General features: G+C 41.4%; 22 protein-coding genes and 1 tRNA gene. 10 read left to right on the top strand and 13 right to left on the bottom strand.

Annotation, left to right across the window (positions count from 1 at the left end):
• Positions 1-11: 11 nt before the first annotated feature.
• On the bottom strand, positions 12-494 hold the full coding sequence (locus ACSLUK_RS05095) for a curlin subunit CsgB (protein ID WP_448547442.1): 483 nt from the start codon (positions 492-494) through the stop codon (positions 12-14).
• 425 nt (positions 495-919) lie between these two features.
• Here ACSLUK_RS05095 and ACSLUK_RS05090 point away from each other — a divergent pair, with 425 nt between their 5' ends.
• Positions 920-3,412 (top strand): S8 family serine peptidase, encoded by a 2,493-nt coding sequence (locus tag ACSLUK_RS05090; protein WP_448547441.1) that lies wholly within the window; start codon positions 920-922, stop codon positions 3,410-3,412.
• 145 nt (positions 3,413-3,557) lie between these two features.
• On the opposite strand, the gene ACSLUK_RS05085 is transcribed toward ACSLUK_RS05090, so the two are convergent.
• The gene (locus tag ACSLUK_RS05085) at positions 3,558-4,097 is read right to left on the bottom strand and encodes a hypothetical protein (RefSeq protein WP_448547440.1); all 540 of its coding nucleotides are present in this window, start codon (positions 4,095-4,097) and stop codon (positions 3,558-3,560) included.
• Between the two features lie 509 nt (positions 4,098-4,606).
• Positions 4,607-4,682 (bottom strand) — tRNA-His (locus ACSLUK_RS05080).
• Positions 4,683-4,818: 136 nt separating this feature from the next.
• On the opposite strand from ACSLUK_RS05080, the gene ACSLUK_RS05075 reads away from it, so the two are divergent.
• Positions 4,819-5,364, top strand: coding sequence for a DUF1285 domain-containing protein (locus tag ACSLUK_RS05075; RefSeq protein ID WP_448547439.1), 546 nt, complete (start codon positions 4,819-4,821; stop codon positions 5,362-5,364).
• A 107-nt stretch (positions 5,365-5,471) separates the two neighbouring features.
• Here the strand turns inward: ACSLUK_RS05075 and hemN are convergent, their stop codons facing one another.
• From hemN to ACSLUK_RS05050, 5 genes are all read right to left on the bottom strand, one after another.
• Complete coding sequence (gene hemN, locus ACSLUK_RS05070) at positions 5,472-6,842, bottom strand: oxygen-independent coproporphyrinogen III oxidase (RefSeq protein WP_448547438.1); 1,371 nt, start codon at positions 6,840-6,842, stop codon at positions 5,472-5,474.
• A gap of 312 nt (positions 6,843-7,154) precedes the next feature.
• Positions 7,155-7,685: a VOC family protein gene (locus ACSLUK_RS05065; RefSeq protein WP_448547437.1), complete on the bottom strand. Its 531-nt coding sequence runs from the start codon at positions 7,683-7,685 to the stop codon at positions 7,155-7,157.
• Between the two features lie 187 nt (positions 7,686-7,872).
• Entirely contained in the window at positions 7,873-9,672 is a 1,800-nt protein-coding gene (locus tag ACSLUK_RS05060) for a M61 family metallopeptidase (RefSeq protein WP_448547436.1), read from the bottom strand.
• Between the two features lie 54 nt (positions 9,673-9,726).
• Positions 9,727-10,587 carry a formyltetrahydrofolate deformylase gene (gene purU / locus ACSLUK_RS05055; protein ID WP_448547435.1) on the bottom strand — a complete coding sequence of 287 codons (861 nt, stop codon included), beginning with the start codon at positions 10,585-10,587 and terminating at the stop codon, positions 9,727-9,729.
• Positions 10,588-10,884: 297 nt separating this feature from the next.
• Positions 10,885-11,112: a VF530 family protein gene (locus ACSLUK_RS05050; RefSeq protein WP_448547434.1), complete on the bottom strand. Its 228-nt coding sequence runs from the start codon at positions 11,110-11,112 to the stop codon at positions 10,885-10,887.
• Between the two features lie 181 nt (positions 11,113-11,293).
• Here ACSLUK_RS05050 and ACSLUK_RS05045 point away from each other — a divergent pair, with 181 nt between their 5' ends.
• Positions 11,294-13,174 carry a methyl-accepting chemotaxis protein gene (locus ACSLUK_RS05045; RefSeq protein ID WP_448547433.1) on the top strand — a complete coding sequence of 627 codons (1,881 nt, stop codon included), beginning with the start codon at positions 11,294-11,296 and terminating at the stop codon, positions 13,172-13,174.
• Between the two features lie 82 nt (positions 13,175-13,256).
• Here the strand turns inward: ACSLUK_RS05045 and ACSLUK_RS05040 are convergent, their stop codons facing one another.
• Entirely contained in the window at positions 13,257-13,985 is a 729-nt protein-coding gene (locus ACSLUK_RS05040) for a glutathione peroxidase (protein WP_448547432.1), read from the bottom strand.
• A gap of 200 nt (positions 13,986-14,185) precedes the next feature.
• Between ACSLUK_RS05040 and ACSLUK_RS05035 the strand changes: the two genes are divergently transcribed.
• A complete protein-coding gene (locus tag ACSLUK_RS05035; protein ID WP_448547431.1) occupies positions 14,186-14,455 on the top strand; it encodes a hypothetical protein in 270 nt (89 codons plus the stop codon).
• Between the two features lie 105 nt (positions 14,456-14,560).
• Positions 14,561-15,241 carry a peroxiredoxin-like family protein gene (locus ACSLUK_RS05030; protein WP_448547430.1) on the top strand — a complete coding sequence of 227 codons (681 nt, stop codon included), beginning with the start codon at positions 14,561-14,563 and terminating at the stop codon, positions 15,239-15,241.
• 81 nt (positions 15,242-15,322) lie between these two features.
• Here the strand turns inward: ACSLUK_RS05030 and ACSLUK_RS05025 are convergent, their stop codons facing one another.
• A complete protein-coding gene (locus tag ACSLUK_RS05025) occupies positions 15,323-16,099 on the bottom strand; it encodes a substrate-binding periplasmic protein (protein ID WP_448547429.1) in 777 nt (258 codons plus the stop codon).
• A 180-nt stretch (positions 16,100-16,279) separates the two neighbouring features.
• Between ACSLUK_RS05025 and hutG the strand changes: the two genes are divergently transcribed.
• Positions 16,280-17,077: an N-formylglutamate deformylase gene (gene hutG, locus ACSLUK_RS05020; protein ID WP_448547428.1), complete on the top strand. Its 798-nt coding sequence runs from the start codon at positions 16,280-16,282 to the stop codon at positions 17,075-17,077.
• Positions 17,077-18,435: a formimidoylglutamate deiminase gene (locus ACSLUK_RS05015; protein WP_448547427.1), complete on the top strand. Its 1,359-nt coding sequence runs from the start codon at positions 17,077-17,079 to the stop codon at positions 18,433-18,435. Before hutG ends, ACSLUK_RS05015 begins: the two co-directional genes overlap by 1 nt.
• A 32-nt stretch (positions 18,436-18,467) precedes the next feature.
• Here ACSLUK_RS05015 and ACSLUK_RS05010 read toward each other — a convergent pair whose 3' ends face one another.
• Positions 18,468-18,824 (bottom strand): hypothetical protein, encoded by a 357-nt coding sequence (locus tag ACSLUK_RS05010; protein WP_448547426.1) that lies wholly within the window; start codon positions 18,822-18,824, stop codon positions 18,468-18,470.
• 145 nt (positions 18,825-18,969) lie between these two features.
• On the opposite strand from ACSLUK_RS05010, the gene ccoG reads away from it, so the two are divergent.
• Genes ccoG through ACSLUK_RS04995 form a run of 3 tightly spaced genes read left to right on the top strand, consistent with a single transcriptional unit; the run spans position 18,970 to position 22,036 of the window.
• Positions 18,970-20,403, top strand: a complete 1,434-nt coding sequence (gene ccoG / locus ACSLUK_RS05005) for a cytochrome c oxidase accessory protein CcoG (RefSeq protein ID WP_448547425.1) — start codon at positions 18,970-18,972, stop codon at positions 20,401-20,403.
• The gene (locus tag ACSLUK_RS05000) at positions 20,403-21,377 is read left to right on the top strand and encodes a serine/threonine protein kinase (protein ID WP_448547424.1); all 975 of its coding nucleotides are present in this window, start codon (positions 20,403-20,405) and stop codon (positions 21,375-21,377) included. Before ccoG ends, ACSLUK_RS05000 begins: the two co-directional genes overlap by 1 nt.
• 23 nt (positions 21,378-21,400) lie before the next feature.
• On the top strand, positions 21,401-22,036 hold the full coding sequence (locus ACSLUK_RS04995) for a thiol:disulfide interchange protein DsbA/DsbL (protein WP_448547423.1): 636 nt from the start codon (positions 21,401-21,403) through the stop codon (positions 22,034-22,036).
• A 24-nt stretch (positions 22,037-22,060) separates the two neighbouring features.
• On the opposite strand, the gene ACSLUK_RS04990 is transcribed toward ACSLUK_RS04995, so the two are convergent.
• The gene (locus ACSLUK_RS04990; RefSeq protein ID WP_448547422.1) at positions 22,061-22,726 is read right to left on the bottom strand and encodes a TVP38/TMEM64 family protein; all 666 of its coding nucleotides are present in this window, start codon (positions 22,724-22,726) and stop codon (positions 22,061-22,063) included.
• Positions 22,727-22,739: 13 nt separating this feature from the next.
• Positions 22,740-24,935, bottom strand: coding sequence for an SHOCT domain-containing protein (locus tag ACSLUK_RS04985; protein ID WP_448547421.1), 2,196 nt, complete (start codon positions 24,933-24,935; stop codon positions 22,740-22,742).
• Between the last annotated feature and the right edge of the window lie 5 nt (positions 24,936-24,940).

Genomic DNA, 24,940 nt, shown 5'->3' with positions numbered 1-24,940 from the left:
CCAATGTACGATTAATATTGCGTAATATTAACGACCATGTCATTTCCGATTTGATGAACAATAAAGGTCTGTTCACCTTGTTGATTTATATTGACAACATTGGCATCACCATCCTGGGTTACCTCAGCAAGATTATCATTACCGGTTTGTTGTAAATTGATTGTATTACCGAAACCGATTTGCGTGAGATTTGCGACATTGTTGATACCGTGTTGGTGAATAGAAATACTATTACCAGCATTTGCTGCCTGACTTACTGTTGCTTTGTTCAAAATTCCATATTGACTAATAACCAGTTGTTGCGAATGGTCGCCAACTGACATTGGTACAGTAGTAGATAGACTTAAAGATAACGGAGAGTCTTTAAGTTCAGTGCCTGATGCCAAATCTTGCGAGCTGGCGATAGGGGAAAGCATCGAAGCAATAAACAATAACCCGCACGAAAAATGGCTATTTGAAGCTATTTTACGATTGTTATTATTATTATTTATCATCGACATCTAACCTGACTACCTTCAAACACATGGTTGCCCTTTCACGATATGTTTTTCAATTTGTTTTGCCCATCACCCAAAACCATTAAAATAAAATAATTGTTAATTAACAATTGTTTATGCGTGAATAACTGAGTTTCTAATGTCTTGTTTACAAAATGTAATACAAAAGTATTAGTGGTCAACCAGGTGGGGTGGCGCTATGCGCTAATGCAAAAGTATTAGTTCAAGTGACCAAAAGACATGAAAATCATCCTAAATGCGTATTTTGGGTTTTTCAGTAGTTTTTAGAATAATTTTGTGGTTAAAGTATAGCCGTTGCCAAATTCCATCGAAGTAGAAAATAGACCCAAAGTGGAGAATCTAAACCGACATCCTAATGAGTGTGCTCTGGGATAAAATAATAACGGAAATGGATTCAAAACATGAAATCTAAATTATCTGCATTAACACTTGCTATGTTGCCAGCGATGGCCATGGCATCTATTGAAACTAAGGTTGTAGATCAACCGACGTTTAGAGATGATTCAATCATCGTTGTCTATAAAGAAGATGCTTCAGCTTTAGAGCGTCGTTCTGCTCGTTCGCTCGTACTTGCCAAAATCTCTGATTTAAATGGTGACGAGGTTGATGATAAATACAACCAACTAATGCAAGGTAGAATGGCAAACTTTAAGCTAGACAAAGTTGGTACCAAAGAAGCATTAGAAAGACTTCGTAATCACCCCGCAGTTTTATACGCAGAACCTGACTACATGGTTCAAGCTCAAGTGATCCCAGACGATAGCCGCATGGATGAATTATGGGGATTACATAACACTGGCCAAACAGGTGGTTCTGACGATGCTGATATTGACGCGCCAGAAGCCTGGGATATTTCTGTTGGTGACAGAGACGTAGTGGTAGGGGTTATTGACACGGGTGTAGATCATTCACATTCAGACCTAACCGCCAATATGTGGTCTAACGCTGCTGAAATTCCAGGCGACGGCGTCGACAACGACGGCAATGGTTACATTGATGATGTGCATGGTATTAACGCTATCACAGATAGTGGTGACCCAATGGATGATAACGGCCATGGTACGCACGTTGCTGGTACAATTGGTGCAACGGGCAACAACGGCGAAGGTGTTGTTGGGGTTAACCATGAAGTGTCAATTATTGGTTGTAAGTTCCTAGATGCTTCCGGTAGTGGCTCAACTTCCGATGCACTAAAATGTTTAGACTACATGGTTGCATTAAAGAATAGCGGTGTAAACGTTCGAGTATTGAACAACAGCTGGGGTGGCGGTGGATTTAGTCAGGCAATGTCTGACGCTATCGATGCCTCTGAACAAGCCGATATCTTATTTGTAGCAGCTGCTGGTAACAGCGCAGTAGACAACGATGTAAACCCACATTATCCATCTAGTTATGAACATGCTAGTGTTTTGTCAATTGCAAGTACAACACACACTGATGCTATGTCTGGCTTCTCTCAATGGGGCTTAACAAGTGTTGACTTAGGTGCGCCTGGTTCATCAATTTTATCGACTATTCCTGGTGGCGGGTACGATAGCTTCTCAGGTACTTCCATGGCCACGCCACACGTTGCTGGTGTAGCGGCACTTGTTCTTTCGGTAAACCCTGACTTAACAACTGTTGAGCTTAAAGAATTACTAATGAATAGCGGCGATGATAATGCCGACTTAGATGGCAAGACCGTTTCTGGTAAGCGTCTAAATGCGCATACTGCATTGATTGATGCCGATCCTACACCTGGCTTCAAGATGTCAGTGACGCCGGGCGCACAAACGATTACTGCTGGTGCAACGGCCACTTATACATTTAGTATGTCATCTATCGCAGACTGGAGTGGAGATATTGCCCTAACGTTAGAAGATTCACTTGGCAGTGCGACTTTATCTGCAAGCACAGTTACACCGGGTGAAGACTTTACATTGAACGTACCTACAACCGGTGATACTTCATGGGGAAGCTATAACTTTACAGTGACTGCAACGAGTGGTGAACTGGTTAAAGCAAAAACGGTATCTTTATTTGTTAATCCTCAAGGGTTAAACGATTTTACGTATGAGAATACGACACCAGTTGCTATTCCTGATAACGATTCGAATGGTGTGAACTCAGTTATTACCATTAACGATGATATTACAATATTCGACACAAGCACTTTCCTAAATATTACACATACTTGGATTGGTGACTTAGTTGTTACGTTGACATCGCCATCGGGCACAACTGCGACATTGGTTAACCGCTCAGGCGGTAGTGCTGATGATATCGTTGACAGCTTTGCATCTGCAGCGTTTAACGGCGAATCAGCGCTAGGCGATTGGACGTTAAATGTGTCAGATAACGTTGGTGCTGATACTGGTACATTGAACAACTGGTCAATGACAATTACCGGTTTAGGCGATGTTTCTCCAGCAGCTCCTGTAGCGTCTTTCAGCTACGAGGTAGATTTACTATCTGTAAGCTTTACAGATAGCAGTACAGACGTTAATGGCGATTTAGCTACTTGGAGCTGGGACTTTGGTGACGGTAATACGTCGACTGAGCAAAACCCAACGCATAGCTATTCTGAAGCAGGTACTTACGCTGTAACATTAACGGTAACTGACAGTGAAGGTAACAATGATACTAAATCTGTTAACGTAAATGTTGCAGAAACAGCATTGGAGCTAACGTTAAAACGTGCATACAAGTCTCGATTAGGAAACTTACGTGTAGACATCACTTGGGAAGGTACAGGTGCTGAAATGGTAGATATCTATCGCAATGGCGAGAAAATCGATACGGTTGAAAACAACGGTATTTATCGTGATAGAGAGCGCCGAGTGACAGGCAACTCATTCACTTACAAAGTATGTGATAGCAGTGGTTGTTCAAATGAAGTGACAGCTTCATTCTAAATCATTCATTTCTATCCTAGTAAAACCAGCAAGTGAAAACTTGCTGGTTTTTTTACGTTAAGGCTTGTCGATGTTCAGCATCAGAAATAATAATTCATCCATCGTTATAGCTATTGCACAGGACTTAACACCTAATATTCACGTATTAATTTACGTTCAAAAGTGCAAATACTTCTCTAAACTCATCAATTGACTCTGATGACACTTCTTTAACTAGGGTATTCGGGCTAGAAAAAAATGCGGAGGCTTCCTGATGGCTAGCCGCAACAATAGTTCTGGTCTTGGCATCAACTAACTTTGCGTAAATTTCCACTGCGTTTGATACCAAATCGGCACTGTTGCGCCTTGAGGGTATTGTTGATTTAACTTCGGCGAAGATAATGCCATTGGCTGATATTTTATCCGCAAGTAAGAACAGGGCTTTTTCAGGTTCTTGGGCGTAAGTATCAATAAGGTCTTTTTCTTTTAAGAGGATTTTCACCATGCTAGCAGGAATCACATTGATACTGGAAGTAACTGCTAACTCATGTTCAAAGGTTAGCTCTGCAGATTCAGCTAAACTACCGCCAATGGGCGCAATAATAATCTTATCCCACCCTGCATTGGCATATTTTGCATTGAAAGGCGTGTTGCTGCAGCTAGCGATTAGAATACACAGTGCTAATAAGCATAGTTTGTTAATCATAGAAAATTTCCTTTGTTCGTACGCACATCATTGATAACTCTTTGATGTATTTTGTAATTACTAGAATGAACGTAAGCTGAACGATTGGATAACTACTGTAAAGGTCTCATTATGTGAAATGAGCTGAATTTAAAGAAAGAATCGAGTGACATATAAAATTTAGATCCACGCTAAAATGGTATTGCGGAATCACTTGTGATTTCGTTTTCGTGTAGTTCAAATGAATAACGGAAATTAGTTAAGAATTTTGATGCATAGGAAAAAGTGGGGTGGCATACGGGACTTGAACCCACGCCAAAATGGTACTGCGGAATCACCAGTGATTTCGTTTCGTGAAATTCTAATGAAATGGTTAAGTGAATAAAAAATTGTGAATCTTGGGAAGAGTGGGGTGGCATACGGGACTTGAACCCACGCCAAAATGGTACTGCGGAATCACCAGTGATTTCGTTTCGTGAAATTCTAATGAAATGGTTAAGTAAATAAAAAATTGTGAATCTTGGGAAGAGTGGGGTGGCATATGGGACTTGAACCCACGACAACTGGAATCACAATCCAGGGCTCTACCAACTGAGCTAATGCCACCACAGAAACATTAAACAAGAGCGTTTAATGAAGTGCGCGAATTCTATAGTAATCAACCGCTATTTGACAAGGATAATTTTGACTTTTTTCGATATCAGGTAAAATTAGTATAATACAGTGCCAATATGGATGCGCAATGACCTTAGAAAAACTGACTAAACAACTGAATGATTTTGCCGATATTCAACAGCAGGCAATGCCACCTGTAGAAAAATGGAATCCACCTTTTTGTGGTGATATGGACTTAACTATTAAAGCGGATGGTCAATGGTACTACATGGGCACACCGTTTAAGCGCCATCGATTAGTCAAGTTATTAGCATCGGTATTAAAGAAAGAAGACGACAATTACTATCTTGTTACGCCTGTGGAAAAAATTGGTATAACGGTTGAAGACGCGCCGCTTATCCTTACTGAATGGCAATGGCTTGATGACAAGTGTTCAACGATGCAGGTAAAAACTAACCTTGACGACATATTCGCGCTGGACGCAGCACATCCATTAACTATTTCAGCTGATGGCAGTTTATATGTCATTGTGCGTAGAAACATCACGGCTAAAGTGCACCGCAATGTGTACTATCAATGGGTGGAGCTGGCGGAAGAGAGGGCGACTGAGCAGGGTAATATTCTGGCCTTTGAAAGTGCTGGGCAGATGTTTAACTTAGGGGCTTTGGAGTAGTCTTTATAGCTAAGTTCTGCGTGGGCAAAAAATACAGCAAGTGGCACAACTACGCGTGTGACTCAAACACTCATAATTATGCTAACTTGCTGCGGGCTAGGAAATGGCTAAATTACACGTGAAAAACGTTGTTGGTTGATATGTTGTTTCATGTAAATGTCAAAGCTCATACAGATATTGCGTATAAGTAATCGAGCTTTGGGCGACACATAAATATCATCTTCATCACTTTCAACTAAGCCGTCAGCAATAAAGGTGTCGAGCATTGGCAAATCGTCAACAAAATAGCGGTCAAAATCGATGTTGAATTGGTTATTGATTTGATGCTTGCTGATATAGTAGTTGCACATCAACGAACGAATAACTGCACCACGAATCACATCATCTTGTGAGAGCGTTAACCCTTTGTCTATCGCATGTGTATCGGAGTCGATAGCCTGATAATACGCTTTTAAGTCTTTCTGGTTTTGGCTGTAACTGTTACCAATGGCACTGATAGAAGAAACGCCCAAACCGAGTAAGTCGGCATTACCTTGAGTGGTGTAGCCCTGAAAGTTACGATGTAATGTGCCATCGGCTTGCGCTTTGGCTAACTCATCACTCGGCTTGGCAAAATGATCCATCCCAATGAGTTCGTAACCATATTCACACATCTTTTCAATGGCTTGCTTCATTAATGCAAATTTTTCAGGGGCGCTCGGCAGCCATTCATCTCTAAGTTTACGTTGGGCGGCAAAGCGATTGGGCAAATGGGCATAACTGAACAACGATATTCTATCGACATCCATTTCTTTGGCTTTAGCAAGCGTGCGGGCAAAGGTGTCAGTAGTTTGATGTGGCAAACCGTAGATTAAATCTATGTTGACTGAGCGAAAGCCAACTTGCTTAGCGTGCGCAATAAAGTCAGCAATAAATTCTGTTGATTGCACACGATTAATGGCTTGCTGTACTTTTTCATCAATATCTTGCACGCCAATACTTAGTCGATTAAACCCAAGTGACCATAGATGATCCGCTAGCGATAACTCAATTTCTCTTGGATCAATTTCAATGCTTTGCTCTAATTCAGGTGCAAGGTTAAATGACTCAGTAATGCTGTTAATTAGTCTCGTAAGTTGTTCATTGGTTAAAAAGCTTGGCGTGCCACCGCCCAAATGAATCTGAGTTACCTGATGGTCACTAAACAATGGTGCGCGGGCAGTGATTTCTTTGATTAAATAATCCAGATAAATATCGGTTTTGTCGCGATGACGCGTAACGACTTTATTGCAACCACAGTAATAGCAAAGGCTGTGACAAAATGGAATGTGAATATATAGCGATAATGCTTTATTGTTTGATTGTTTGACGGCACGAACGAACTCGTCCTGAGTAAAGGCGCTATTAAACTCCAGCGCGGTTGGATAAGACGTATATCGTGGTCCGCTGGTATTATATTTGCTCAGTAATGTAGGATCGAAAAAGGGCGTTGTTGCCATGTGCTGCCTCGCTAACTATTTGCGCGTTAGCGTAACGGAATTGCAGTTTGGCTTTATTGATCGAGCGCAATAAATGGTGAATTTTTTAGCGCTCACACTTCGACTGCTTCGCGCTCAGCATGAACGTGTAGCTTTGTCCGAATGTCCTGAGCCTGACGAAGGGGCTGAGTGTGAGGCACGAACAAATCGAATGGCTTTAAGACATGACAAACGTACTAGGTAAATTACACAAAAAAGGTAGCTCAAAATTGGCTACCTTTTAATTTCGCCACGCATCATTAATCACGGGCGAATTATAAGTTCACGAATGAACTAGTCTTGTTCGTGTAACCAAGCCGCATGCTTAGGCGCGCGTTTAGTTACCGCCCATTCATTGATCATGTCGTGAGCCACTTCATTCAATTGCTTGTATTGCTCAGGCGTACCAGTGTTGGCAGCAAGTTCTAAGCGGTGACCATTTGGATCGAAGAAATAGATAGACTTAAATACACCGTGATTCACAGGGCCAAGTACGTCAACACCTTTACTCACTAAAGATTCTTTCGCTTCAATAAGTGCGTCTAAATCTTTCACCTGTAGTGCCATGTGTTGTACCCACGCTGGCGTGTTTTCGTCACGGCCCATAGTTGGTGAGTTAGGCAACTCAAAGAACGCAAGCACATTACCCATGCCAGCGTCTAAAAAGATATGCATGTAAGGGTCTGGTGCTTTCGTTGAAGGCACTTCGTTTTCAGCGATTGCCAAAACAAGATCCATATTTAACTTGTCTTTATACCATTCAACCGTTTCTTTTGCGTCAAGACAACGGTAGGCAACGTGATGTATTTTTTCAATATTGATCATAATAATGTGCTTCTCAAAAATAATTAGCTCAAATTCTTACATAAAGTAAGTCATCGCTCTAATTTTCATTATAAAAAGGTTCTGACAAAAGCGTCAGCAAATCACTACGCTTTTGCTTTACAGTGCAAATTGAAACCAGTACAAGAGAGCATATTGATAACGAATTCACTGCAATGCCGTTATTTTTCTAGCCTATAATCTGCTGCCAATTCTCAGCTAATGCAATATCTTTACACACCAGAGCGACACCTGCTGTAGGTGAATCTGTAAAGTAAACTTCACTCTGAATAAGTTGATCGTCTCTAAAGAAGTGGCACGAAACCTTTTTGTTGGCAGGCAAGTGCTCAGCCAGAGATTGAATCGACTTCTCGGTGATCTTGAGATTGTCTATAGCGACCAGTATGTCATTCACAGCGATGCCAGCCTGAGCCGCAGGTGAATCCTCAAAGACTTGCGTTATTTTCAAACCGTTAGGTTGGTCTTTAAACTGCAATCCCAAGTAAGGTCGGTATTCGCTAACGTCATTTGTTTCTGGCGCGTTGAGTAATTTGAATTTTTGTTGTTTGAATTCAATACCAAAGTCTTCTAGCAAAGACGCTAAATCAACACGTTCAGGAAGCGTAAGCAGCGATGTAATTTCTTTTGTTAAGTCAGCATTACACAGAACATTCGTGATATTGATAAAATCTTCTGTGCTTGTACCTATGTTAGGGCGACCAAAATGGATCCACAATTCACGCATTAGCGTGTCTAAGCTGTATTGCTGATTAGAGCGCTGACGAATAGTTAAATCGAGCCACAACGCAATTAGTGAGCCTTTGGTGTAGTAGCTCACAATATTATTCGCTGCATCAGGCCCTTGTTGATAAAACTTAGTCCAAGCATAAAAGCTTGATTCAGTAACGCTTTGTTTGAGCTCGCCTTTGCCTCGGTAAACACGAGTAGCTGTTTTTGACAGTATTTTTAAATAGTCGTCGAACGAAATGATACCTGCGCGGTATAAAGAAAAATCGTCGTAGTACGAGGTTATGCCTTCATATGCCCATAGTTGCTCGGTGTAGCTTTCTTTTTGTAAGTCGTATGGCACGAATTCTTTTGGCTTGATACGGCACACGTTCCACGCGTGAAAATACTCATGAGAACAAAGCGATAAGAATGTTCTGTAGTCTTCGGTGAGTTCTTCTGGTTTATTTGGATTGGGCAAATCAAAGCGGCTCGCTTGTAAAATGGTGGAATTTTTATGTTCTAAACCACCAAAACCATTGGCGAGCAAATGGGTGATAAACCAGTATTCTTTAAAAGGGGCTTCCCCAAACAAATTGATGTGATGTTGGCAAAGTTTGCTAACATCACGTGCCATTCGTTCACGATCTCCGTAATGTTCACTGGTAAATACCATGTGATGCATCACACCTTCTACTTCAAATTCAAACGCGTCAAAATCACCAATAGCGACTGGGCCGTCAATGAGTTCTGCGTAGTTTTCCGCTAAATATTCTCCAAAGGCATACTTGTCGGTGCCTTGTGCGCGAGTAAGGCCAGTTGCTACACGCCACTGCTTTGCGTTCGCAATTGTCGAAATAGCTTGTGGGGCGTGAATGGTTACCGTACAAGGATGGTCTTTGAATTCTTCAACACATAAAAACGTAGAGCTGCCGTTAAAAAATCCGCGTTGATTATCTAAGTAGGCTGTTCTAACAGATAGGTCAAAGGCAAATACTTGATAACTAATGCTAACTGAATCACCAGATGCAGTGAGCTGCCAGGTTTGTTTGTCGAGCCGCGTGAGTTCAAGTGTATTATCGTGGTTATCTTTGCCGGCTATTTGATGAATATGCTTGGCAAAGTCTCGTATCATATAGCTGCCCGGCAACCACGCAGGTAGCGAAAGGGTATAACTTTGTCCTGCGGTAGTCGGAAAATCGAGAGCGACCGAAAATAGATGACTTGCTGGGTTACTTGGAGAAATTTGATAAGAAAGCGTCATAAACTCTGCTACATTGCGTTAACTGATTAACTAAGCAATGTAGCAGAAAATTGGCTAAACGAGTATGACTGTTTTGTCGCCATTAAGGCATATACGTTGTTCTGCATGCATTTTCACCGCATGACAAAGCGCCGTAGCTTCAAGGTCATGCCCCATATGCACCATTTGTTCTATAGTGAACGTGTGATTAATCGGTTTCACTTCTTGAGCAATAATCGGTCCTTCGTCTAAGTCTGCGGTTACGTAATGGGCAGTCGCGCCTATAACTTTAACTCCACGCGCGTGTGCTTGATGATACGGACGCGCACCTTTAAAGCTCGGTAAAAATGAATGGTGAATGTTAATAGCATGACCACGTAGTTGCTGACACATGTCGTCTGACAGTATTTGCATGTAGCGTGCTAACACCAATAAATCAGCGTTGGTTTGGGTAAATACTTCCAGCATTTGTGTTTCTTGCTTAGCTTTGGTTTCTTTGCTGATAGGCAAGTAGTGGAAAGGGATATTGTGCCATTCGGCCAGTGGTCGACAATCTTCATGGTTACCAACAACCGCAACGATATTCACAGGGAGCACTCCGGCTTTCCATTTGGTAAGCAAAGAGACTAAGCAGTGATCATCTTTTGAAACGGCAATCACAATATTAGGCACGTCTTCTCGCACGCGCAAACGGTAGTCCATGTTGAGTGGTTTGGCGAGCGTGTCGAGTGCGTCCTGAAATTCAGCAAATGGCACGGTTAAGCTGCGATCATCAAAAGCAATACGCGAGAAAAACGTTTCGGTATAAGGATCACTATATTGGCAAGTTTCGGTAATAAATGCGCCATGTTCATATAAACTTTGCGATACTTTTGCCAGAACCCCAGATTTATCAGGGCATTGCCAGGTTAAAATATAGTGATTACTGTCTTTCATAGCGAGTCGTTGGCTCCAATTATTTGGCTAATAACATAGTTGCGGCTAGTTAGGTTGTTTTCGTGGCCCAAAAGGCTTTAAGTACTGAAAATATCAAATGCTCATACTCTTGGCGTGCGTATGGGAAATTATAAGTTCGCACGATTTTTACACCAAAAGCAACTTGACTAGTGTGCCAATATTTTTAATCAAAAAGCCAGTAAAAAATGCGCTTTGGTTATAGATTTGTGTTATGGATACGTATGCATTAGGCATAAGCCAAAAATAGAAAAGCGCAGTGCCAATTATCTGCTCGTTTTACTTATGCACTAAATGTTTATTTTTAATGTAAAAAGCTTCTACTTTTTCACGTGCCCATGGGGTTTTTCGTAGAAAAGTGAGTGCCGATTTAATACTAGGGCTTTGCTGAAAACACTTCATCTTGAATTCATTGCCTAAGCGCTCAAAACCAAAATGATCAACAAGTTCGGTAACGATGGTTTTTAAAGTGATGCCATGTAAAGGATTAAAAGGTTGGTTGTCCACGTGAACGCCTATCTCGCTGTTTTATATTTTAAAGTGGTTAACTGTAAATGCTAGTTTACCATCTTTGTGATTTTACCGGAGGATGTTTATGCAGTTATTTAAGGGGGAGGGAATTGGCTTATCTTTGGCACGATGATATGGTTAGGGAAAAGTAGTAGTCATAATAAGAAGTGAGTGAGTTGTGAAGCAGCTTAAATTTGCCCATAAAATCATGCTAGTAACGGCCACCTTGGTTGTTTTGGCACTAACCGTATCTACCTCGGTCAATTATTTTTCATTAAGAACGGATACGCAAAATAACCTGAATCGAGCTATTGACGAAATTGGTCATTCAGTGTCGAGTAACATTGCTAACTGGCTTAACGCTCGCTTGCAAATTATTCAAGCAATAGCGGCAAATACTAAGGCCGATGATGATCGCGAGATCATGCTAAACGCTGTTAAGCAAGCCGTAGAAGCGGGTAAGTTAAAAAATACTTACATTGGCGTAGAAAGCACGGGTGAATTCATTCTTAACGACGAAAACTTAGTGCTACCGCCTGATTTCGACGCGCGTCAACGTCCTTGGTACATTCAGGCCAAAGCCGATCGTCGGTCATCATTCACAGAGCCATATTTAGATGCCACGATTAATCAGCAGGTATTATCGGCAGTAGCACCTGTGATTCACAATGGGCAATTTATTGGTGTTGCTGGCGGCGATATCTACTTGGATGAAATTGCGTCTATCTTAAATGCTATTGATTTCCTTGATTTAGGCTATGCCTATCTGGTGACAGGTGAAGGAAAAATTCTAAGCCACCCAGACAGCAATATGGTGAATAAGCAAATTGAAGATGTGCTGGGTTCGAAACCTAACTTCAGTTCGCAACTTAATGAAATTAATGGGAAAAGTATCGTTTCTTTTGTGCCAATTGATGGTATTGAGTCGGTTGATTGGTACGTTGGAGTAATGCTTGATCAGAAAAAAGCCTACCAACCTATGGTTGATGCACGTAACAGTGCAATTATTGTTGGCATTCTGAGCTTATTGGTTACCGTTGTTCTATTGCATTTCCTATTCGCTAAACTCATGGAGCCTATTCATACGCTTAACCGCGCTATTCGTGATATCTCGGAAGGCGATGGCGATTTAACAAAGCGGTTAACCGTAAGTACCAATGACGAGATAGGCCAGCTATCGCAAAATTTTAATGGTTTTATTGATACCGTACACAAATCGATGAAGCAGGTGCAAGATGCTGCCTCACAACTTGACTTACACATTGACCAAGTAAGACAAAGTGCCCATTTCGGTATTGAAGTGGCAGAGCAGCAAATGAGCCGAGGTACGAACGTTTCAAGTGCAATCACTGAGCTGAGTAATTCCTCTCAAGAGATTAGCAGTAATGCGGTCAATGCTTCAGAGCTTACTTCATCAATGCAAAACCAATCACAGGAAGGAATGAGCGCCCTCAATGCAAATATTTCGTCTATTAGGCAGTTGTCTGAAACCATGGGGCATTCGAGTGACGAAATTCAAAAGCTTAGCGCTGAAACGCAGAACATCGTGAGTATTCTAGATGTGATTATGGGCGTAAGTTCGCAAACCAACTTACTGGCGTTAAACGCCGCGATTGAAGCGGCACGTGCTGGCGAAGCGGGTAGAGGCTTTGCGGTGGTAGCTGATGAAGTGCGACAGTTAGCACAACGCACACAAGAAGCGGCTACTGAAATTGAAAGTATGATTGAAAACCTACAACAGGGCACTGTGTCGGTGGTCAATTCAATGGCAGAGAGCCAACGTAATAGTGAAACCAGTGTTGAAAAAGCGGCAATGGCTGATGAAAAAATGCAACTGATCATTTCATCGTTGGGTGAAGTTGATAACGAAAACCACGCCGTTGCCGACGCTACTCAACAACAAACCTGTGTTATCAAGTCAATCGATGAAGATATCATGCAGTTTATGGAGCTGAATAAACAGAGCGTAGACAATCTGCAGCAAACTCACGAAGCGTGTGATAGCTTACAAGAAGAATTTGCAGCATTGAATCAGCTGGTTGGGCGTTTCAAAGTGTAATTGTTGGTGATTTGAAACCAGTTAAAACGCCAAACATGAACTTCTCATTGTTTGGCGTTTTTGTATCTCTTAACTTTGGAATCTATCGCGTTAAATAGGCTTCCAAAGCTTCACTGCCACCAATTAATTCACCATCAACGAAAACTTGCGGGACAGTGTCGGCATTGGTAATGGCCTTAAACATCGTCAGAGTAACGTCTGCGCCAACGGTTAAATCTTCGTAGGCTAAACCTCTTTGTTCCAACATAGCTTTTGCTTTTTTGCAGTAAGGGCAGGTTGGCTTACTAAAGATTGTTATCGCCGACGTTTGGCACTCAGGGTTTAAGTAGCGCAGCATGGTGTCAGCATCAGACACTTCAAATGGGTCGCCCGGTAAATCAGGTTCGATGAACATTTTTTCAATCACGCCATTTTTCACTAGCATTGAATAGCGCCAGCTGCGTTTGCCAAAGCCAATAGCTGTTTTATCTACTAACATGCCCATTGCCGCTGAAAAGTCACCGTTGCCATCAGGTAAGAAGCGAATGTTTTTAGTACCTTGATCTTCCGCCCATGCGTTCATTACAAACGTATCGTTTACTGACACACATATAATTTCATCAACCCCTTGTGCCTGAAGTGCAGGCGCTAATTCATCGTAACGCGGTAGGTGAGAAGACGAGCATGTTGGCGTAAATGCACCAGGTAAAGCAAACACCACGACCGTTTTATTGGCAAAGATGTCATCTGTTGTTACAGTCACCCAATCGTCGTTGTTACGTGTTTGAAATTGGATTGACGGAATCGTTTGACCTTCAATGTTCTTAAGCATGTTAATGTCTCGTTTGTTGAATATGTGATTAGTATGCGGGTAGTCTATTGATTGGTAAAACGGGTTGTTTAGATTGTATTAATCGCTTTTTTAGATTGAATGGTGGGTGTTGGGGCAAGTAAAGTGTATCTGACCCTGTTTGAATGCAACCATACGTACAGTGGACGCAAAAATTCGCTACTGACTTTAGGTTGTTCTTCATGATTGATACGCAAAATGGCTTACGTTCACTGGAATATACCAATTCAGATAATGATAAAGGTAATTACAATAATATCTACATACACAATGGGTTGGGTAAAACGTCGGCAGATGGTCAGTGGCAAACGTTTGCGAGAAACTTAGCCGCTGATTTGAAGGAAATTGAGCCGTCAAATCAATTTATCGATGTTAAATATATGGTGGTACGCGGTAGCGGCAGAATTTCAGAGGTTAAATTATTATCTGCAATGCCGTCAAACGTAAATTAAAGGGGTCGGTGACACATGCGTCTCATTCCCATCTAAAAATCTTATGAAAGCAATGTTCCTCTCACAAGGTCTATCCATGCACTTCCAAAATAACGAGGACTATGTGTGATTCGACTCTTAAGTTTAGTCAGCTTATTGCTGATGGTTTCAATGTCAATTAAGGCGCAACCAATATTCAACCCTGAAGTGGGAGATAACGCAGGGCAATCCAAATCTACGTACAATATTGCCGAAACGGTTGACGATATAAAGCCGCTATTAAATGGGCAGTTTGTACCTGATGTACAGGTCAAAACCAGCGAAGGTAAACTTCTGCCGCTTCGTCAGTTAGTTGCGAAGCAGAAAACAATATTGTTCTTTTATCGTGGTGGGTGGTGTCCGTTTTGCAATACGCAAATGGGACAACTAAAAGCTATTGAAAAGCAGTTAGCCAATTTAGGTTATCAACTTATAGGCGTGTCTACTGATTCAACTGACATGCTACAAAAAAGCATTAAAGACAAAGCGTTGGGATACCAATTGCTATCAGACTTTGAGTCTGAGCTTAGTCAAGCATTTGGTCTCGCGTACTTTGCAACGGCCAAAACAACTAAGCGTTACCTCAATGCAATGGATTTGAAAAACCCTTTACAGAAGAACGCTACAGGAGAGTCACGATTAGTGTTGCCAGCGCCCGCTGTTTACGTGATTAATACTGATGGCTTAGTTACATTTAGCTACGTGAACACAAACTACAAAGTGAGATTAGACGAACAAGTGCTATTGTCAGTTGCAAAGCACATGTAAAAATTAATAGGTCAGGTACAAATAAAGAGCTTTTATATACCAAGAGCTCAAACATAAAGTGTATCTGACTCTATTTAAATATTATTGATAGTTGTCTTGAGGGATACCGTATTTATCGGCTATTTTAGCTATCGCTTTTGACTGTTTAAGTGAAATTACTCCCTTATCTAGGGCCAACACCAGGGACTCGCTCATGGGGTGAACGGGAGAAAAGGCGATGTAACAAGGCTCAAGAGGGCTAACGGAACCAACATATTTCACTTTGTCGGCAATATTCATCTTTTTCGCTTGATACCAAAAGACGGGATCTGCATCTACAAAAACATCGATTCTATTTCGCATCAAAAACTCAATATTTCTTGCAACCGCGTCATTTCCCGACAGCTGAACTAATGATTGAGACTCATCTTCATTGATCGACCTAATATACGTGTTTAGTAAATGGCCGTAATCGTATCCTTTTACTACGCCCAAACGTACTTCATTAAATGAACGCAAGTTTGCATACTGCCAACTTGATTCCTTTTTAGTAAATAAACTGCTTGGGCTCATTTTTAAAAAAGAAATATTTGGATAATGAAAGTCAGGGGCGTCGTCTTGAAAGGCTCCTACTATAGCGTGAATCTTGCCTTCGCGCGCTAATTGAATGGCTCGGAGCCAAGGCATTTCAACGTATTTTACTTTATAGCCAGATTGTTGTAGTGCAGCAATGGCCACATCAATCATAAAACCCTGTTCGTTGGAGTCTTGCTGGCAATTTATGGGGCACCAATTGTCTCCTGCAATGATTATATCTGTTGAATTGGCGTTCGCGTTTACCAAGACAAGAATCAATATCAATGTGAAAAGTCGCGGCATAGGCAGAATATATGTAACTACTAAATGCCTTAAGTATAGCGGTTTATTTGAAATATTTTAGAGTATGGCTCAGGCTCTATTTACAACACACGATAAAGCATTTGCCTGTTTACCAGTAGGCATGATAAATTAGCTATCAAGTTGTATATACAATTAAGCGGATTGATTTTAAGGGGTCACATGTCTGATACATTTACGTTTGTCAAAGGTCGCCTTCCTGTGCTCATTAGCATGCCACATAACGGTGAGGCTATACCGTCTGCAATAGCAGCTAATATGACCGAAAAAGCGCTACAAGTACCCGACACCGATTGGTACAAAGACAAGCTTTATGACTTTGCTGAGTCGTTAGGCGTATCAGTATTGAAACCACATAATAATCGTTACGTGATTGATTTGAATCGTGATCCTAATGGTGTAGACCTATATCCCGGTGCAAATTCAACTGAGTTGTGCCCAACTACAGCATTTGACTCGTCGCCACTATATTTGGAAGGCAAGCAGCCAACAGACGAAGAAATTCAAGAACGCATTGCAAGTTATTGGCAACCATATCATCAACAAATTGCGCGAACATTAGCCGAAATGAAAGCTGAGTTCGGTTGTGCCGTTTTATTGGAGGCGCATTCAATCTTATCGCATGTGCCCCGCTTCTTCGAAGGGCAACTGCCAGATTTTAATTTTGGAACTGCCAATGGCGAAAGCTGCGCACCGGAGTTAATGGCGTTAATTGAATCGCTCGATTTCGCTCCTTACAGCAAAGTGGCAAATGGCCGGTTTAAAGGTGGGTTTATCACCCGTCATTATGGTAATCCAACAGAAAATATTCATGCGGTGCAATTAGAGTTGTCGCAAGCAACCTACATGAACGAACCTCACAATGAATACAATCAAGCGAAAGCAGCACAAGTAAAACCGAAGCTGAAAAATTTGGTAGAAGCTTTAATCAAATTTGGTCAGCAAGTGGAGACAAAATAGTGAAATTACATGCAAAGCGAATTTTACTCGCCGACGGCTGGCAGACAGATAAAACGTTAACGATAGAAAATGGTGTGATAACCGCCATTGAAGACGGTCAACTTGAACAATCACAACAAGTTGGTACTGTTATTCCGGGTATGGTGAACTGTCACTCTCACGCTTTTCAGCGCGCGTTTGCGGGTTTTAGTGAACAAGGAAGCGAAGGTAAAGATAGCTTTTGGACATGGCGTCAAATCATGTACAAGTTATTGGGGCAATTAACTGCTAAAGATGCAGAGGTTATTGCAACCCAACTGTACATTGAAATGCTTAAATCTGGATACACGCGCGTCGCGGAATTTCACTATCTACATCATGACCAAAACGGTCAACATTATTCAGAGCTAGCACAAATGGCACGTGCAATTTTCAATGCTTCTTCTACTTCAGGCATCGGTTTGACCATGTTACCTGTGCTTTATCGTTTTAGTGGATTTGGTGAACTTGCTCCAAATGAAGGCCAAAAACGATTTATTAACGATGTTGAGAGCTTCAATCAACTCGTGAGTGACTGTTTTGCACTAAGCGAAAGCACCGCTAATACCAACGTTGGTATTGCTCCCCACTCATTGCGAGCGGTAGATAAAGTATCTTTAGAAGCTGCTGTAAACCATGTAAGAACGCTTGATAGCAAAGCGCCAATTCATATTCATATTGCGGAGCAACAGCAGGAAGTTAATGACTGTTTGGCACACTACGGCAAACGTCCAGTGCAATGGTTATTAGACAACATCGCGTTAGACGAACAATGGTGTTTGATCCACGCGACCCACATTGATGAACAAGAACGTAAAGGCATGATCGCGGCAAAAGCAATCGCTGGTATTTGCCCAACCACAGAAGCAAACTTAGGAGATGGTATATTCCCTACGACCGAGTTTTTGGCAGAAGGTGGTACGTTTGCTATTGGTTCCGACAGCCATATTTCCGTTTCACCTATCGAAGAATTACGTTGGTTAGAATATGCGCAGCGCTTAATTCGACAACAGCGTGCGGTATTGGCGAATGAACAGGAATATTCAGTTGGTAAAAACTTATGGCAGCGAGCAGCGCTGGGTGGTGCACAAAGTACTAACAGTAATACTGGAGAGTTGGCGGTAGGGAAGCAAGCCGATTTACTTGTCTTAAACCATCAGCAAGAGCAGTTATTTGCGCATGCCGATAAGCATGTGCTTGACAGCGTTGTGTTTGCCAGCCAAGGCAACACTATTAGTGATGTCATGGTAAATGGACGTTGGGTAGTTACCAATGGCAAGCATGAAATGGAACAAACCTACCAAGGGCAGTTTGCCGAGTTATTGGCGCGACTTTCTTAATTTTAAAGCAAGTCGCACAATATTTACACCGTTTAAAATAGCGAGCTATAGCTCGCTATTGTTCTACACACTAATTCTTGATTTTTTGCGTGGAAGCTAGCACTTCGTTGTTTTGCTTCGCAAAAATCGTTGTGAAATTGGATGACGCTTTTCCGGCTATCGGTTATTTCCTTTAATGCGTTGATCTCTGTCTCGTTAAACTGCTTCAGGTGCGGTTCTAAATCTGTGTAAATCTTTTGTGGACGTAAGCGAACGCGTGTGTCTGTCGCATCGGAAAATGCTTCTAAAACCTTGGCTTTGTACGTTTGATACATTTCCTCAAGTTCAGGTTGAGGATAAAAATGTAAAAAAACGGCCACAGCGACGATTAAGATCAATAAATTCTTCATATCATGTCGTATAATGTGGTTGTTTTTATAGAATAATCAATTTGATCCAATTAATAAAATAAGAAATCAAAAATCTTGGATTAAATAAATAATCGTTGTCGTGCAGTTGATTATAAATAAAGTTCGTGTCGCCCAAGGATTCATAGTGAAAAGTCAAGAAAAACAAGTCGTTAATGGTCTTGAAATCCCGGTAAAGAATATAAAAATTCATAAACCTAAGGATGTTGAGCATTATAAGCCTCGCGATCAAATTTACGTCCGTAAAGTGAAAGGCGTGTTTCAACAACTCAGACGTAAAATGAATTTTTTCTTTTTGGCGCTGTTTGCGGTTTTACCATGGCTGCAATATGAAGGTCATCAGGCAATTTTACTCGATATTTCAGAGCAGCGATTTACCTTGTGGAGCCTAACGTTGTGGCCACAAGATTTAACATTGCTAGCATGGTTGTTCATATTAAGTGCGTTTTTACTATTTTTTGTCACCACATTTCTCGGTCGAGTATGGTGTGGTTATTTGTGTCCACAAACTGTGTGGACCTTTATTTTCATATGGTTTGAAGAAAAAATTGAAGGTACTGCGAATCAAAGGAAAAAGCTTGATAGCCAAAAGATGGATGCCAACAAGTTCTGGCGTAAATCGCTTAAACACGGTTGTTGGTTATTCTTTTCTGTTTTAACGTCGTTAACCTTTGTCGGTTATTTTGCGCCTATCGACGAAGTATTCGTTGATTTTTTTACCTTTAATGCTTCTTTTACTTTAGCAGCCGTCGTGTGGTTTTTTGCATTATGTACATACGGAAATGCTGGTTGGATGCGTGAAATAATGTGTTTGCATATGTGTCCATATGCGCGTTTTCAATCAGCGATGTTTGACAAAGACACGTTAACGGTAACGTATGATTACCATCGCGGAGAAAATCGTGGTCCGCGCGCTCGTAAGCAAGACCCAAAAACCCTAGGCTTGGGTGATTGCATTGATTGTAGTTTGTGTGTGCAAGTATGTCCGACAGGTATCGATATCCGAAATGGTTTACAGTATGAATGCATAAACTGTGGCGCCTGTGTTGACGCATGTGATGGCGTAATGGAGCGAATGAAGTATCCTAAAGGCCTAATTCGTTACACCACAGAGCATGAACTTGAAGGGAAAAAAATCAAATTAATACGCTCCAAGTTAGTCGGGTATGCAACGGTATTAATCGTTATGTCGAGCTTGTTGCTATATGAGATTGCCGCACGTACACCTGTGTCTCTCGATATCATTCGTGACCGAACTGAGTTAGCAAAAGAGAATTTTAACGGTGAAATTGAAAATGTCTATACGCTGAAAATACTTAATAAATCGCAGAAAGATAACCGTTATCGATTATCGGTTAAAGGCATCGATAAGGCGATTTGGCATGGTGAACAAGAAGTATTGGTTAGAGCCGCAAGTGTTTATACGCTGCCGATGAGCATTTCAGTAGACCCCTATGAGTTGAATGGTTATATGAACGACATTACCTTTGTTGTGGAATTAATTTCTGAGGAAGAAGCAGTGCGCATTGAGCAAGAATCGCGCTTCTTTAATAAACGCTAATGGCAGTATTTGATTTTACGTCGTTATCACCCGATCTTATTTTAGATGGAATTGAAAGTACCGGCATATTTGTTGACAGCGGTCTGTTGGCGCTAAACAGTTACGAAAATCGTGTGTATCAGTTTCATGATGAAGACCGAGTTAAATATGTGACTAAGTTCTATCGCCCACAGCGATGGAGCAAAGCGCAAATAAAAGAAGAACATGAGTTTTCATTGGAGTTACAAGCGCAGGAATTGCCAATAGTGGCACCTCTTGTGCGAGACGGTGAATCGTTATTTGAACATCAAGGCTACTATTTTGCCCTTTATCCCTGCCGTGGTGGTCGCATATTTGAAGTGGACAACCTCGATCAACTCGAATGGATGGGACGCTTTATAGGTCGTATTCACGCAGTTGCATCTAAACAAGTTTTTACCAGTCGTCCCTCAATTACCTCGCAAGAGATGTTAATTGACGCTAGGAATGTCATTAAAGAAAGTGGTTTTGTTTCTACGGCAATTGCAACTGCATTCTTCACGATACTCGATCAGGTCATTGTTGAAGCGGAAAAGCAATATCAACCAACCAATCTAATCCGTCTACATGGTGATTGTCATGCAGGGAATATTCTGTGGACAGACGATGGTCCGCATTTTGTTGACCTTGATGATTGCCGTATGGGGCCCGCAATTCAAGATTTGTGGATGATGTTGTCTGGTGACCGTCAGCAAAGAATTCTTCAGCTAGATACGCTTTTGTCAGGTTATGAGGAATTTCACGACTTTGACAGCAAAGAACTTGCGTTAATTGAATCTTTGCGTACCATGCGGGTAGTAAATTATATGGCATGGCTCTGCAAGCGTTGGCAGGATCCTGCTTTTCCTCATAGTTTTCCTTGGTTTAATACTGAGCGTTACTGGGAGGAACAAGTACTTTCTTTGAAAGAGCTGCTCGCAAGTATGCAAGAACCAGTATTGTCATTACTGCCTTAATAATAAAAATTGGGAATATTTATATGCGTCGATTAATTATGGCTGCAACATTATTGTTGTCGGCACTTAGTGTTCAAGCAAATCAGTTTGAAGAAGGTGTTCACTACGAGAAAGTTAACGGTTTAACTGCATCTGATGCAGAAGTTCGTGAGTATTTTTCATTTTACTGTCCACACTGTTTTGAATTTGAATCGCACCTGAAAGTGCTTAAAGCACAATTGCCGGAAGGTGCAGAATTTGTAAGAAGCCATGTAGATTTCATGAGAATGGCGTCGCCTAAAATGCAGAAAATGCTTACCAAGGCGTTAATCGTTGCTAAAAAGCTGGATCAAGAAGAGCTACTAGTTACTCAGATCTTTAACTATATCCACAAATATCGTGCGGTTTTCACTTCGGAGCGTGATGTTCGCAATGTGTTCGTTAATGCTGGCGTAGAAAGTGAGACATTTGAGAAACTGATTAATAGTGAAGATGTGATCAAAGAAATGGAGCAAATGCAGCACTTTCAAAATACATTGGCAAAAAATGGCGGGTTAAGCAGAGTACCAACTATTATTGTAAATGGTAAATATCTAGTGAATGCACACAAGCTCGAGCATAGCTCAATTAACGAAAAATTATCTGAGCTAGTGAATTTTCTACTTACGTTAGAAAAGTAACACTTATCCTATCAGCAAGTACGCTTATTGAAATGTCGGCAGTTTTTTTCGAGACTGCCGATATAATCTAAAACTCAATACAGCGGCCACCAACATCAAACATAACGCTACAACAACTTGATCGGTCTTGCCGACGCTTATCCCTGCGCCCAACATCGCAAACAATGTCATTTGGGGAACAAAGCCAACACCAGTACCTAGTAGATAAGGCCATGCTGGCGCTTTTACTGAGCCCGCAATAACATTAGTCAGGAAGTTAGAGCCAACAGGAAGTAATCGAATAATCAGTGCTTTCTGAAAGGTGTCAGTCGAGAAAAATTCGGCGAGTGATTGTTGTTGCACCGGAAAGCGTCTGCTAATTCGTTGGCTGAACATGGTTCTGGCACCCATGTATGTTAGTACGCAACCACCACACGCGACGAGTGTGGCTAATAGCGTGGCGCTCGTACTGCCAACTAAATAACCTAAACTGAATGCGACAACTTGCCTAGGCAAACCAATTGCCATTAACAGCATAAGCAGCAGACAGAGTGCCATAAGATGCATGCTATTGTGAATATCAAAAAGTGCTAGCCACTGGTTGAGCGTTGCTTGGTCAACCCACAATGTGAGCAACCACGTGATAGCCAACAGGCCTAAGCCGATGACTGTTAATGCTACTAGTTGCTTTACCTGATTTGAACCTTGCATGTAACCGTCGAAATTACATGCCAGTTAAATCACGTAGTAATTTTGCTTTGGCCTGATTAAATTCTTCTTCTGTTAAATGACCTTGCTGTTTGAGCTTTGACAGTTTGTCCAGTGATTCAATGATTTGACTGTCGAGCATTGGGTCTGTGCGCCTATCATTCGACTGAACAGGTGAAGTTTCATGCGCTAGAGTGGTTTCAACATGAGGCGAAGAAGAAGCAACTTTCGTTATTTTTTCGCCCCTCATGGCTTCAATACCAACAGGTTTTGGCTGTTGTAAGCTAGTTGGCTGTGCTTGTGTTGTGGAGCTGGGGTTGCTATTAGCATTAGCCTGCGCTGGCGGAGTCGTAGTTTTGACTAACTTAGTTTTAGCTTCTGGCTTTGATTTAACAATGCGCTTGCCTGTTGCAGTTGGATTAATCTGTTCAGAATAAAACCAGCACCAATCGATCAAGTACCCGCATACTTCAGCAAACTTAGCCTTAGTGTAACGCTGGTTACCTTCTCTTAAATATATGCAACATTCGTATCTTGTGTCATTGTCGATGAAGATTACTTCAACCTTGCGCACTTCATCGCCTACCATTTTTCGGCGTTTTTCCTCGATAAACAACTTATCTAAATTTGTTTCTTTTTTGGCATCAAATCCGCAATCATCCTTTGATGAAATGGTCAGAATTTCTTTATCGTTTAGAATAACTAAACATTCTGCGATGGCGTTTATAGCAATAGTGGTATCTATATCCACCGCGTGACGTTTATATAAGTGGACAAACTTGTCTTGCTCGCTAAAGGTAAACCGTGCGTATTTACGTCTTAGTAATTTCCGAGCTTCCATTTTGTTTTTGTGCTGCCAATATAGCAAGATGCTGATTAGCACAGGAACGAGCAATACTAGCCAAATCAATCCGTTTGATTCTTCTTCACTGGATTTTTCCGCTGCGGTCTGAGCTACTTGCGGATTGCCATTATTCGTTGAGGAAATGCCAAATAAGTACAGTGTTTCATGATCAAGCAACATAAGTTGACCATCTACACTCGACAATAATGAATATTTACCATTGGGAGAAAGGATATCTAATGGCAACTGCCACAAAAAAACGGAGCCAGTTTGTTGGCCGGCATTTAAGGCCGTTAGCTCCCATGCTCCACTTCGTTTTACCAAATACAGTAAATGATGTCTAAGTTGGCTAATCGCTTTTTCGTGGTAAGTGTAAAAGGCTTGTGCAACATCTGTTGATTTGAGTTGAAATAGCGGGCGTACTTGCGTTAAATCTGGCGCTAACTGACCGTAAGGCACTTCAACAAGTACGATGGTTGGCGGTGTGTCAATCGCTATTTGAAGATGTTCTTCGTTTTGTTTATTCCATGAGAAATAACTAATACGGCCAAGATTTCCGATAAGAATAGCTGCATGTGTTTCGTCGTTGAGTGCAATGCCATTATTGACTAACGAGTAGTTTTTCAGGCCAAATTTTTCAGGACGAAATCTAAGGATTGCATTACTTGTTGTCTCATCATCGGTACTTAAATAAGCTCGGTTAACAGAGACATACATTAAGCCATATGTGTCTTGCCAAGGTTTTACATACGGATTAAAGCGAATATTGGTTATGCCATTACTCGAGTCATCAATGCCAACGCGAAACACTTCTCTTTTTCTTGCCGACATTGGCGTTAAATTGGTACTGACGCTAAATTGCCATTCGTAGATTACAGCATCTAATTCCGTTGCATCCTCATCAGTGTTTTCTGCGTCGGTTGCTTGGATAAACGTTCTGCCTCTGCGCTTTTTTGGCTCAATATGGCTGCTGTATAGTATGGCGTAGCCAAATTCATTTTTTTGCGTGAAATTGGGATGTATTGCGAGAGAAACCAGTGAAGATTCGTCACTTTCTTGTGCAATTAACGTTTTAGAATGCTTGTTATCTATGTCAAAAAGTGCGATTTCACCGTTTTGATACGCGGTAATTAACTGGTTGCTATTGAACGGATTGTTTATTACGGATTGTAAAGGACTAGCGTTAACGGCTCTTTCTATCGTTGCCAGCTGGTTTATGCGGTAATCGTCTGCTACTGCCGGGCTAATTGCGCCTACACACGCCGAAATGACAAGCAGTACAATAACAAGATTTAAGATACTAATTCGAGTATTAGACTTAGCCTCGAATAAGTAATTCAAAGGGCTATAGCAAAGATTTTTAAACATAATCC

The sequence above is a fragment of the Thalassotalea fusca genome (assembly GCF_053485835.1).
This window is presented reverse-complemented; position numbering and strand designations above follow the sequence as displayed.